The organism is Pseudomonas sp. NFACC43, from assembly GCF_900119645.1.
In the GTDB taxonomy this organism is placed as follows: Bacteria; Pseudomonadota; Gammaproteobacteria; order Pseudomonadales; family Pseudomonadaceae; genus Aquipseudomonas.
Genome location: NZ_FPKK01000026.1, coordinates 6,745 through 20,501, shown reverse-complemented (window position 1 = coordinate 20,501; position 13,757 = coordinate 6,745). Strand labels below are relative to the sequence as shown.

General features: G+C 64.9%; 2 protein-coding genes. Both read left to right on the top strand.

Annotation, left to right across the window (positions count from 1 at the left end):
* Positions 1 to 16: 16 nt before the first annotated feature.
* A complete protein-coding gene (locus BT179_RS25905; protein ID WP_072432335.1) occupies positions 17 to 1,714 on the top strand; it encodes a cyclic peptide export ABC transporter in 1,698 nt (565 codons plus the stop codon).
* A gap of 343 nt (positions 1,715 to 2,057) precedes the next feature.
* A partial coding sequence (locus tag BT179_RS25900; protein WP_143148735.1) for a non-ribosomal peptide synthetase occupies positions 2,058 to 13,757 on the top strand: 11,700 nt, incomplete at its 3' end.

Sequence of the window (13,757 nt, the reverse complement as noted above, 5' to 3'; positions counted from 1 at the left end):
TCGAGGATAGCAACCCATGAAAGACCAGAAAGAGAAGAAGACCAGGCCCGGTTCGGTCATGCGTCTGCTGTGGCGCAACCATCCCTGGCTGACGTTCTTCACCTTGATTTGCGGTGTCATCAGTGGGGTCGCGTCCATTGCGGTGGTGAGTGTGATCAACCAGGCGATCCATAACGACGGCAACCGCCTGCAGGCCTTGTACTGGTTCATCGGGCTCAGTGCCACGGCCCTGATCCTGCGCAACGGCGCCGCGTTGTTCCCAGCCTATGCCAGCATGCGGATCATGACCCGGTTGCGCATCGCGTTGTGCCGCAAGATCCTCGCCACGCCACTGGAAGAAGTGGACCGTCGTGGCCCGCCCAACGTGTTGACCATGTTGACCAACGATATCCCGCAGCTGAACACGACGCTGGTGGTCATGCCCACGGTACTGGTGGAAATGACGGTGTTCCTGTTCGGCATCGGTTACCTGGCTTACCTGTCGTGGGTGGTCCTGGCCTTGACGGTGTCGCTGATGGTCCTGGGGGTCGGGCTTTACCTGTTCTTCTTCGCCAGTGGCGTGCGCTCCACCAATCGGGTCCGGGACGAATTCACAGCGTTCAATGAATACACCCATGCCCTGGTGTTCGGTCTCAAGGAACTCAAGCTCAACGGTGTTCGCCGTCGCTGGTTCGGCCGTTCCGCCATCGAGGCATCGTCGACCCGGGTGGCGCGCTACAACTTCGTCGAGCGCGTGTGGTACACCGCGGCCGACAACGTGGGCCAGTTCACTTTGTCGTTGCTGATCGGTTGCCTGTTGTTCGCCGCGCCCTTGGTCAGCGCGGTGGACCCGAAGGTGATGACGGCCAGTGTGCTGGCGGTGCTCTACATCATGGGGCCGCTGTCGCTGCTGGTGGGGGCGATGCCGGTGCTGGCGGCGGGCCGGGTCGCCTGCACCCGGCTCGCGGACTTCGGTTTCGCAATCAACGATCCGCATCCCGAACCCGTGGCCGTCGAGGCCCCGAAAGTGCATCTGCTGGAGCACAAGAAAACCTGGGACAGCATCGAGTTGAAAGGCGTGCGGATGCACTACCAGGATCCCCATGCCGGAAGCGGCTTCTCCCTTGGCCCCATCGACCTGACGGTGCAATCGGGTGAACTGATCTACATCGTCGGTGGCAACGGTTGCGGCAAGAGCACCCTGGCCAAGGTGCTGTGCGGGCTCTATATCCCGCAAAGCGGCGAGGTGCTGCTCGACGGTGTCACGATCACCGATGAAAGCCGCAGCGATTACCGGGATCTGTTTTCCGCAGTGTTCTCCGACTTCCATCTGTTCAACCGCCTGATCGGACCCGACGAGGAGGAAGGCAATCCGGAGTTGGCGAGCAAGTACCTGGAGACCCTCGGCCTGGCTGACAAGATCAAGATCGAGGGACTCGGTTATTCGACCCTCAAGGCCTTGTCCTATGGCCAGCAGAAACGCCTGGCCCTGGTATGTGCCTACATGGAGGACCGGCCGGTCTACGTGCTCGATGAATGGGCCGCCGACCAGGACCCACCGTTCAAGAAGTTCTTCTACGAGGAACTGCTGCCGGACCTCAAGCGCCGCGGCAAGACGGTCCTGATCATCACCCATGACGACCAGTATTTCCAACTGGCCGACCGGATCATCAAGCTGGCCGATGGGCACATCGTGTCGGACATCAACTGCGCCATTCGCGATAAGCGAGCCTGAATGAGCGTCCCGAGCCCATCGTCCGGCTTGCGATGTTGTCGCGACAGCACCTGCAAGACCCCGTGAAACCCGCCTGGCATCCAGCCCGCCCGACAGCCGCGAGTCCGCTGTCGGGTGGCGGCGCCATGCACCCACGATTCGCCCGTTAACCCGTACTGCGCGGCTGTTTGCGCGGACCTGCACCAACCCAGGCGTGCCTGTTGCGTTTGTCCGGGCAGCACTGACAAATTTCTGAGAAGGAACGTATGACATTTTTCTTTGCTGTGGACGTCGTTGTCGCAACCGGTTGCCGGTTCTCCCAGATGCCATCGCCGACAGGCGTTCCTGCTGCGGAGGGCCGGGTATGAACCAGTCCCTCAAGCTTGCGGCCACCTATCCGCTGACGGCGTCCCAGCGGGATATCTGGCTGGACCAGATGACCAAGGGCGATTCGCCCCTGTACACCATCGGCGGTTACCTCCATATCCAGGGCGCCGTCGATCCCCAGCGGGTCGAACAGGCGGTCGGTCTGCTGGTGCGCAAGCACGACGCCCTGCGCACGATCCTGCACAGTGACGCCGGCGCCGACGGCGTGCCCATGCAGACCCTGGTCGAATCGCTGGAGGTGCGCGTCCCGCTGATCGACGTGTCCAACCGGCCCGAACCCCAGGTCGCGGCCCAGAGCTGGGTGCAGCAGGGGCTGGAAGTGGCCTTCGCGCTGGACAAGGGCCCGCTGTTCCGCTTCTACCTGGTCAAGCTCCACGACACGTCGTTCTACTTCGTGGTCAATCTGCACCACATCATCCAGGATGGCTGGGGCATCAACCTGATGCTCGCCTCGTTCAGCGACCTCTACAACGCCCTGGAGGAAAACCGCGAACCAGACCTGTCGGCGCCGTCCTATGTCGGCTTCATCGAGGACGACGCCCGCTATCACGGTTCGGATCGTTACCTGCGGGACCAGGCGTACTGGCTGGACAAATACCAGGACGTGCCGGACCCGCTGTTCACCGCCCGTTACCGGGACCGTTTTACCGAAACCGTGGTGCCCAGCGCCCACGCCATGACGCCTTTTCCCCATACCCTGAACGAGCGCGTCGATACCCTGGCCCTCGTGCACAAGGTGTCGCGTTTCCCGGTATTGCTGGCGGCGCTGTATGTGTATTTCGTGCGCACCACCCAGCGCGACGAGCTGGTGGTGGGGCTGCCGATCCTCAACCGCTCCAATCCGGCCTTCAAGCAAACCGTCGGGTTGTTCACCCAGGTCAGCGCCATGCGCCTGCAGTTCGCCGATGACCTGCCGTTCGGTGAACTGGTCCGGGAGGTGGCGCGCGCGCTCAAGCAGGACTATCGCTACCAGCGCTTTCCCCTGAGCGATATCCATCGTTCCCTGGAGTTGCGGCGCGATAACCGCGCCCAGCTGTTCGATGTGTCGTTCTCCTACGAGGAGGAGAACTACCTGTACCGGTTCGGCGAGGCCACGGCCTATTCGGTGAAGAGTTCCAACGGCCAGGAGCAGATGCCACTGGCCATTCACGTGCGGACCAACCCCAACGAAGACAACGCCTGGCTGCACTGGATCTACAACCAGGCGTACCTGCAGGCCGATGAAGTCGAGGCCATGGCCGAGCGCTTCCAGCATGTGCTGGAACAGGGCCTGGCGGACGATACGCTGGCGGTGCGCGATTTTGTCTTGCCGACGCCAGCCGAAGCCCGCCTGCTCAAGGCCTGGAACGCGGATGGCACGCAGCGCTACGAGCATGACCGCACCCTCCATGGCCTGTTCGAAGCACGGGCGGCTGCGCAACCCAAGGCGGTGGCCGTGGTCCATGAAGGCCAGGCGCTGACCTATCGCGAGCTGAACGAACGGGCCAACCAGGTCGCTCACCGGCTGCTGGCCCTGGGAATCTTCCCAGACGATCGGGTGGCGATCTGTGTCGAGCGTGGGCTGGACATGATCGTCGGGCTGCTGGGCATTCTCAAGTCCGGTGCCGGCTATGTGCCGCTGGACCCGGCATACCCCCAGGAGCGCCTGGCCTTCATGCTGGAGGACAGCGCACCGGTGGCGATGCTCACCCAGGCGATGTTGCAAGATCAATTGCCGGAAGTCTCGGTGCCGGTGCTGTTGCTCGACCAGCCCGAAGCCGCAGGTATCGCCGCACAACCCCGGCACGATCCGAATATCGGCACCCTGGCATCCCGCAGCCTGGCCTATGTGATCTACACCTCCGGCTCCACCGGCCTGCCCAAGGGGGTGATGGTGGAGCATCGCAACGTGGCGCGGCTGTTCTCGGCCACCCGACCCTGGTTCGATTTCGGTCCCCAGGACGTCTGGGCCCTGTTCCATTCCTTCGCCTTCGACTTCTCGGTCTGGGAAATCTGGGGCGCGCTGACCCACGGCGGCCGCCTGCTGGTGGTACCGCAACTGGTGAGCCGTTCGCCGCAGGATTGCTACACGCTGCTGTGTGAGGAGGGCGTCACGGTACTGAACCAGACGCCGAGTGCCTTCCGCCAACTGATCGCGGCCCAGGGCGAAAGCGAGCTCAGGCACAGCCTGCGCCAGGTGATCTTCGGTGGCGAAGCCTTGGAGACCGGCATTCTCAAACCGTGGTATGCCCGGGAGATCAACGCCGGCACGCAACTGGTGAACATGTACGGCATCACCGAAACCACCGTGCACGTGACCTACCGCGCGCTACACGCGGCGGACGCGCAACTGGTGGGCGTCAGCCCGATCGGCAAGCGGATCCCCGATCTGCGCCTGTACCTGCTGGACAAGTACGGCAAGCCGGTGCCCAAGGGGGTGGACGGCGAGCTGTATGTGGGGGGCGCGGGTGTGGCGCGTGGCTACCTTAACCGCCCGGAGCTCAATGAAACACGCTTCCTGCCCGATCCGTTCGACGACGATGCGAACGCGCGGATGTACCGCACTGGCGATCTGGGTCGCTGGTTGAGCAACGGTGAACTGCAATACCTGGGGCGTAACGACGAACAGGTGAAGATCCGTGGCTTCCGCATCGAACTGGGGGAGATCGAGGCCAGGCTGGCCGCGTGCCAAGGCGTCCGCGAAGCGGTGGTCATCGCGCGCGAGGACGAGCCGGGGGACAAGCGCCTGGTGGCGTATGTACTGTCCCGGGACGGTGTCGCCTTGTCCGCTGCCCAGTTGCGTGGCGAGTTGCTGGGCTCGCTGGCGGACTACATGGTACCGAGCGCCTTCGTGATGCTCGACGCCTTCCCGCTGACCACCAACGGCAAGCTCGACCGCAAGGCGCTGCCCGCACCCGACTCCCAGGCCTATGCCCGACGCAGCTATGAGGCACCGGTGGGCCAGGTCGAAACCACCCTGGCCGCGCTGTGGGCCGAGCTGCTCGGTGTCGAGCAGGTGGGGCGCCACGACCGCTTCTTCGAACTGGGCGGTCACTCGCTGCTGGCGGTCAAGCTGATCGAACGCATGCGCCAGCTGGATCTGGACCCGGATGTACGGGTGCTGTTCGGCCAGCCGACCCTGGCCACCCTGGCGGCCGCCACGGGAGACAGCGGTGGCGTCGCAGTACCGGCCAACCGGATCGCCCATGACACCACGCGCATCACCCCGGACATGCTGCCCCTGGCCGACCTGGACCAGGCCGCCATCGACCGCATCGTCGCCACCGTGCCGGGGGGCGTGACCAACGTGCAGGACATCTATGCCCTGGTGCCGTTGCAAGAGGGCATCCTCTACCATCATCTGGCAACCACCGAAGGCGATCCATACCTGTTGCAGGCCCTGTTGCGCTTCGACAGTCGCCAGCGACTGGACGCTTTCGCCCAGGCTCTGCAGGCCGTGATCGCCCGGCACGATATCCTGCGCACCTCGGTGGCCTGGGAAGGGCTGGAGGAGCCGGTGCAAGTGGTCTGGCGCGAAGCGCCGCTGACGGTGCAGCAAGTGCACCTGGACCAGGTCGACGGCGATATCGCCGGCCAATTGCAGAGCCGCTTCGACCCACGCCACACCCGTTTCGACCTGCGCTTGGCGCCGATGATGCGCATCCACTTCAGCGAGGATCCCGCCGACGGCAGTTGGGTGGCAGTGCTGTTGTTCCATCATTTGATCGATGACGCCACATCCCTCGGCATGCTGGGCAAGGAAATCGAAGCACACCTGGAAGGGCGCGCAGCGGCGTTGCCGGTGTCGGTGCCTTACCGCAACTATGTGGCCCAGGTGCGCCTGGGCAGCGATAGCTCGCCACACGAGGCGTTCTTCAGCGAGATGCTCGGGGATGTCGACGAGCCGACATTGCCGTTCGGCCTGCAGGATGTGCAGGGTGACGGCAGCGGTATCGAGGAGGCGACGCTGGCCGTGGACACCGGGTTGGCCAGGCGCCTGCGCGCCCAGGCCCGGCGGCTGGGGGTGAGTACCGCCAGCCTGCATCACCTGGCCTGGGGCCAGGTAGTGGGGCGTCTGTCCGCTCGCCAGGACGTGGTGTTCGGTACCGTGCTGATGGGCCGCCTGCACAGCGGCCAGGATACCGGCCATGCCCTGGGCATGTTCGTCAACACCCTGCCGTTGCGGGTCGAGGCCGGCGCCCAGGGCGTGCTTGCCGCGCTCAAGACCACCCATGGCCGATTGGCCACCCTGCTGGGCCATGAACATGCGCCGTTGGCCCTGGCCCAGCGTTGCAGTGGCGTGGCCGCGCCGACGCCGTTGTTCAGCGCGCTGATGAACTACCGCCAGACCGCCGTTGCGGCACAGGCACCCAAGGATGCAGGCCAGGCGCGGGTCTGGGCCGGGGCGCGGATCCTCGCAGGGGAAGAGCGCACCAACTACCCGCTGTCGCTGTCGGTGGATGACCTGGGCGAATCGTTCGGGCTGACGGTCCAGGCAGTGGCCGGGATCGGTGCGCAACGGATCTGCGGCTACATGCACACCATGCTCGAATCGGTGGCCGATGCCCTGGACGGCGACGTGGCTACGCCGCTGCACAGCCTGGCCTTCGTACCCGCCGCCGAGCGTCGGCAATTGCTGGACGAGTTCAATGCCTTCGATGCGGCGTACCCGTCGGGGTTGCGGGTCCATCAATTGTTCGAAGCCCAGGTGCGCGCCCAGCCCGACGCCATCGCGTTGAGCTATCAAGGCCAGCACCTGACTTACGCGCAACTGAACCGTCTGTCCAACCAGATTGCCCATCGGCTGCTGGAGTTGGGCATCCGTGTCGACGATCGGGTGGCGATCTGCATGGAACGCGGTCTGGAAATGGTCGCCGGGCTGGTGGCCATCCTCAAGGCCGGTGCCGGCTACGTGCCGCTGGACCCGGCGTATCCCATCGAGCGCCTGGCGTACATGCTGCAGGACAGCGCGCCCAAGGTGCTGCTGACCCAGGACTCGTTGCAGGAGCGTTTCTCGCAATCAGGCGTGCCCGCGCTGTTGCTCGACGCCCAGGCACGCGACGCCTTCGACATCAGTTCGCAACCCACCAGCGATCCGGATGTGCCGGCGAGCGACGACAGCCTGGCCTATGTCATCTACACCTCGGGTTCCACCGGGCAACCCAAGGGCGTGGCGATGGGGCACCGAGCCCTGGTCAACCTCATGCAATGGCAGGGCGCGCAGGCGGAGCAGCATGGCAGGCGTGGGGCGCGCACCTTGCAGTTCGCCGCGCTGGGCTTTGACGTGGCGTTCCAGGAAATCTTCAGCACCCTGTGCGACGGCGGCGAACTGTCCCTGATCCATGCCGACATCCGCCTGAATTTCCACCGCCTGTTCGAGCACATCCGTCAACAGCGCATCGAGCGCCTGTACCTGCCGTGCATCGCCCTGCAGGCCCTGGCTGAGGCGGTGGTGGGCGAGCATCGGGACACGCCCCTGGAGTGCAACCTGCGGGACGTCATCACCGCAGGCGAGCAGTTGCGCATCACGCCCCAGATCCGCGCCTTGTTCGAACGCCTGGATGGCTGCCGCCTGCACAACCACTACGGGCCGACCGAGTCCCATGTCACCACGGCGCTGACCTTGCCGGACGCTGTCGCGGCCTGGCCGACGTTGCCGGCGATCGGCCAGCCGGTGGCCAATACGCGCATCTATCTGCTGGACGAACACCTGCAACCGGTGCCGGTTGGCGTGGCGGGCGAGATTCACATCGGTGGCGTCTGCGTCGCCCGTGGCTACCTGAACCGCGACGACCTGACTGCGCAGCGTTTCATCCGCGACCCTTTCGCCAGCGACGGGCAGGCACGCCTGTACAAGACCGGCGACCTGGGGCGCTACCTGCCCGATGGCCATATCGAATACCTGGGTCGTAACGACGACCAGATCAAGATCCGCGGCTTCCGTGTCGAGCTGGGGGAAATCGAGGCCAGGCTCTGCCAGCACGCCGGTGTGAAAGAGGCGGCCGTGGTCGCCCGTGAGGACAGCCCCGGCGACAAGCGCCTGGTGGCCTACATCACCGCCCAGTCCACCGATGCCGTGGCCGAGGCCGATGACCTGCGTGCACACCTGCAAGCGCTGCTGCCGGACTATATGGTCCCGGCGGCCTTCGTGCGCCTGGAAAAACTGCCGCTGTCACCCAATGGCAAGCTGGACCGTCGTGCGTTGCCGGCCCCGGAAGCGGATGCCTTCGCCAGCCGTGCGTACGAAGCGCCGCTGGGGGAGGTGGAAACCACGCTGGCAGGCTTGTGGGCCGAGGTGCTCGGTGTCGGGCAGGTGGGACGGCACGATCATTTCTTCGAGTTGGGCGGACATTCGCTGCTGGCGGTGAAACTGATCGAACTGATGCGCAAGGCCGGCCTGAGCGCCGATGTGCGGGTGCTGTTCGGTCAACCTACCTTGGCCGCCCTGGCGGCGGCCGTGGGCGGTCGCGCCGAGATCAGCGTGCCGGCCAACGGCATTCCCGCCGGGTGCCAGCGCATTACGCCGTCCATGCTGGCGCTGGTGAGCCTGGACCAGGACACCCTCGACCGGATCGTCGCCGGTGTGCCGGGCGGTGCCGGCAACGTGCAGGACATCTACCCCCTGGCGCCGTTGCAGGAGGGCATCCTTTATCACCACATCGCCGCCGAACAAGGCGATCCCTACCTGCTGCAAGCCACGTTCGCCCTGGACAGCCGCCCTCGGCTCGACGACTTCGTGGCTGCCTTGCAGGCGGTGATCGATCGCCACGATATCCTCAGGACCGCGCTGCTTCGCGAAGGCCTCGACGCGCCATTGCAGGTGGTACTGCGCCAGAGCCGGCTGACGCTCGAAGAGCAGGCCCTCGACCCGGCCGAAGGCGATATCGCCGCGCAGTTGCAGGCGCGGTTCGATCCTCGTCATTGCCGGCTGGACCTGGACAAGGCGCCGCTGATGCGCCTGGCCTGCGCCTGGGACAGCGTTCACCAGCGGTGGGTCGCGGTTCTGCTGTTCCATCACATCGCCCTGGACCACACCGCCCTGGACGTGATGCAGGAGGAGATGCTGGCGTTCCTCGCGGGCGAGGCTGACCGCCTGGAGGCGGCCATGCCTTACCGCAACTACGTGGCCCAGACGCTGTTGGGGGGACCCCGTGAGCAGCATGAGCGTTTCTTCCGCGACATGCTCGCCGATGTGGAGGAGCCGACGCTGCCGTTCGGCCTGCGGGAAGTCCAGGGTGACGGTCGGGGCATCGAGGAGGTCAAGCTGAACCTCGATCCCACGCTGTGCCGGCGCCTGCGGCAGCAGGCGCGCCAACTCGGCGTGAGCGCGGCAGCCTTGCATCACCTGGCGTGGGCACGAGTGCTGGGACGTGTGTCCGGTCGCGAGGATGTGGTCTTCGGTACGGTGTTGCTGGGCCGCATGCAAAGCGGCGAAGGAGCCGATCGGGCCTTGGGCATGTTCATCAATACCCTGCCGTTGCGAGTCGACGTGGGAGGGCAGCCGGTACGCGCCGGGGTCAAGGCGACCCACGCACGGCTGACGGCCCTGTTGGGCCATGAGCACGCCTCCCTGGCCCTGGCCCAGCGCTGCAGTGGCGTACCGGCATCGTTGCCGCTGTTCAGCGCCTTGCTCAACTACCGCCACAGCCCGTCCCAGGAGGGCGAGAGTGTCGACCGCTGGGCCGGTACGCAAGTGCTGCAGGTCATGGAGCGGACCAACTATCCGTGCATGTTGTCGGTGGACGACCAGGGCGAAGGGTTCCTGCTGTGCGTGCAGACCGCCGGTGCGGTGGATGCCCGCCAGGTCGGTGGCTACATGCAGACAGCATTGGCGAGCCTGGTGGAGGCGCTGGAGTTCGCCCCCGACACCGCCGTCAATGACCTGGAGATCCTGTCCGAGTCCGAGCGGCGGCAAGTGTTGCAGGTGTTCAACGCCACCCAGGCCGAATACCCGCTGGCGCAGACGATTCACGGATTGTTCGAAACGCAAGCTCAGCGCACGCCGGAGTCGCTGGCGGTGCTGCATCGCGGACAACGCCTGAGCTATCGCGAATTGAACGAACGGGCCAACCGCCTGGCCCATTACTTGCGCAGGCAGGGCGTGAAACCCGATTCACGGGTGGCGATCTGTGTCGAGCGCAGCCTCGACATGGTGGTGGGCCTGTTGGCGATCCTCAAGGCAGGGGGCGGTTACGTACCGCTGGATCCGGCTTATCCGACGGACCGGATCGCCTACATGCTGGAAGACAGCGCCCCGGCGGCGGTGCTGGCCCAGGCGGCGACGGCTGGATTGTTGGCCGGCGCGGCGATGCCGGTCATCGATCTGGGTAGGGAGCTTTGGCAGGACGAGTCCGTCCTGAATCCCCAGGTTCCGGAACTGACTTCCGCGCACCTGGCCTATGTGATCTACACCTCCGGCTCCACCGGTTTGCCCAAGGGCGTGATGATCGAGCACCGCAACACGGTGAACTTCCTGACCTGGGCACAGCGTTCCTTCGATGCGCAAACCCTGTCGAAGACGCTGTTTTCCACTTCGCTGAACTTCGACCTGGCGGTCTACGAGTGCTTCGCGCCGTTGACCTGCGGTGGCAGCATCGACGTGGTCACCAATGTGCTGGAACTGCAACAGGGCGAGCACGACATCACCTTGATCAACACGGTGCCGTCGGCTCTCAAGGCACTGCTGGAATCCGGTGGCTTGGGCGAGGGTGTCGAGACCGTCAACGTGGCGGGCGAAGCCCTCAAGCGCAGCCTGGTGGAAGCGCTGTTCGAACAAACCCAGGTCAAGCGTTTGTGCAACCTCTATGGCCCATCGGAAACCACCACTTACTCAAGCTGGGTATCGATGTCCCGCGAAGAGGGTTTCGCCGCGCATATCGGTAAACCGGTGGCCAACACCCAGTTCTATCTGCTGGATGAACACCGGCAACCGGTGCCATTGGGCGTACCGGGAGAGATCTATATCGGCGGTGCCGGTGTGGCGCGCGGTTACCTCAATCGTGATGACCTGACTGCCGAGCGTTTCCTCAAGGACCCGTTCAGCAGCGAAACCAATGCCCGGATGTACAGGACTGGCGACCTGGGTCGCTACCTGCCGGACGGCAATATCGAATACCTGGGTCGTAACGACGACCAGGTGAAGATCCGTGGTTTCCGCATCGAACTGGGGGAGATCGAAGCACGACTCGCCGGGCATGAAGCGGTTAAAGAAGCGGTGGTGCAAGCTCGCGAAGATGTCCCGGGGGACAAGCGCCTGGTGGCCTATTTCACCGAGTCCCGGGCTGTGGACATCGAGGCCCTGCGCAGCCATCTGCAAGGGCAATTGCCGGATTACATGGTGCCCGTGGCCTACGTGCGCCTGGACGCCTTGCCGTTGACCCCCAACGGCAAGCTGGACCGCAAGGCCTTGCCGGCACCGGATCTGGATGCAGTGATCACCCGAGGCTACGAAGCCCCCCAAGGCGACGTCGAAACCACCCTGGCGCAGATCTGGCAGGCGCTGCTGGGTGTGGAACAGGTCGGTCGTCACGACCACTTCTTTGAACTGGGTGGTCATTCCCTGCTGGCCGTCAGCCTGATCGAGCGGATGCGCCAGGTGGGCCTGAGTGCCGACGTGCGCGTGCTGTTCGGCCAACCCACCCTGGCCGCGCTGGCCGCGGCCGTCGGCCGCCATGACAACCAGGAAGTGCAGGTTCCGGCGAACCTGATCGCACCCGATTGCCAACGCATCACACCGGACCTGCTGCCGCTGGTGGCCTTGTCCCAGGAGGCCATCGATCGGATCGTGGCGAGCGTGCCGGGTGGTGCGGGCAATGTGCAGGACATCTATCCCCTGGCGCCGTTGCAGGAAGGCATCCTTTATCACCATCTCGCCGCCAGACAGGGCGATCCCTACGTATTGCAGGCGCAGTTCGCCTTCGTCGACAGCCGCGAACGCCTGGATGACTTCTCCCTGGCCTTGCAGGGTGTGATCGACCGCCATGACATCCTGCGCACTTCCATGGCCTGGGAAGGGCTGGAGGAGCCGGTGCAGGTGGTCTGGCGCAAGGCAGTGTTGGGCGTCGAGCAGATGCGCCTCAGTCCTGGCGACGGCGACGTCGCTGGCCAGTTGAAGGCGCGTTTTGACGCCAGTCATCATCGCCTGGATATTCGCCAGGCACCGCTGATGTGCATTCGATTTGCCGAGGATGCGCCCAACCGGCGTTGGGTGGCGAGCCTGCTGTTCCATCACATGGCGCTTGACCATGCGGCGCTGGAAGTGGTTCGGCACGAGATGCAGGCCCACCTGCTGGGGCAGGCTGGCCGGTTGGGCGATGCGGTGCCGTATCGCAACTATGTGGCCCAGGCGCGCCTGGGCGTGAGCCCTGAAGAGCACGAAGAATTCTTCCGCGATATGCTCGGGGGTGTCGACGAGCCGACGCTGCCTTTCGGCTTGCAGGATGTTCGCGGCGATAACGCCGTCATGGAGGAAACCCGACAGGACGTCGCGATCGATCTGAGTCAACGCCTGCGCGCCCAGGCCCGGCGCCTGGGGGTGAGCGCGGCTGCCCTGCATCACCTGGCCTGGGCCCAGGTGCTGGGCCGGGTCTCGGGCCGTGAGAAGGTGGTGTTCGGCACGGTACTGATGGGCCGGATGCAGGGCGGCGAGGGCGCCGACCGGGCGCTGGGGATGTTCATCAATACACTGCCCATCTGTGTACCGGTGGGTGGGCGCGTGCGGGACAGTGTATTGGCGACGCACGCTCGATTGTCCGGATTGCTGGGGCATGAACACGCCTCCCTGGCACTGGCCCAGCGTTGCAGCGGGGTAGCCGCGCCGACACCGTTGTTCAGCGCGCTGCTCAACTATCGTCATACCAGCGCCGAGTCCATTACGTTGCACATGTCATCGGCCTGGCAAGGGATCGAGGCATTGGGTGGCGAAGAGCGCACCAACTATCCATTGACGTTGTCGGTGGACGATCTCGGCGAAGGCTTCGGCCTCACCGTTCAGGCCGTGGCCGGTGTGGGCGCGGCACGGGTCGGCGCCTATATGGAAACGGCACTGGCGAACCTGGTGGAGGCCCTGGAGCATGCGCCGGAAAATCCATTGGCCGACCTGCCGATCTTGCCGGCGACGGAACGTGAAGAGTTGCTGGTGGGCTTCAACGCCACCCAGGCCGAATACCCGCTGGCGCAGACGATTCACGGGCTGTTCGAAGCGCAAGTTCAGCGCACGCCGGAGTCGTTGGCGGTGCTGCATCGTGGGCAACGCTTGATTTATCGCGAATTGAACGAGCGGGCCAACCGCCTGGCCCATTACCTGCGCAAGCAGGGCGTGAAACCCGATTCTCGGGTGGCGATCTGTGTCGAGCGCGGCCTCGACATGGTGGTGGGCCTGCTGGCGATCCTCAAGGCTGGCGGCGGTTACGTACCGCTGGATCCGGCTTACCCGGCGGACCGGATCGCCTACATGCTGGAAGACAGCGCTCCGGCGGCGGTGCTGGCCCAGGCGGCGACGCTTGGATTGTTGGCCGGCGCTGCGATGCCGGTCATTGATCTGGACAGTGGCCTGTGGCAGGACGAGTCCGTCCTGAATCCGCAGGTTCCGGAACTGACCTCGTCGCACCTGGCCTATGTGATCTACACCTCCGGCTCCACCGGTCTGCCCAAGGGCGTGATGATCGAGCACCGCAACACGGTGAACTTCCTGACCTGG

Bases quoted from the DNA above. Each gene is read 5' to 3' on its own strand.
- BT179_RS25905 (WP_072432335.1), top strand. From the start codon at position 17: ATGAAAGACCAGAAAGAGAAGAAGACCAGGCCCGGTTCGGTCATGCGT.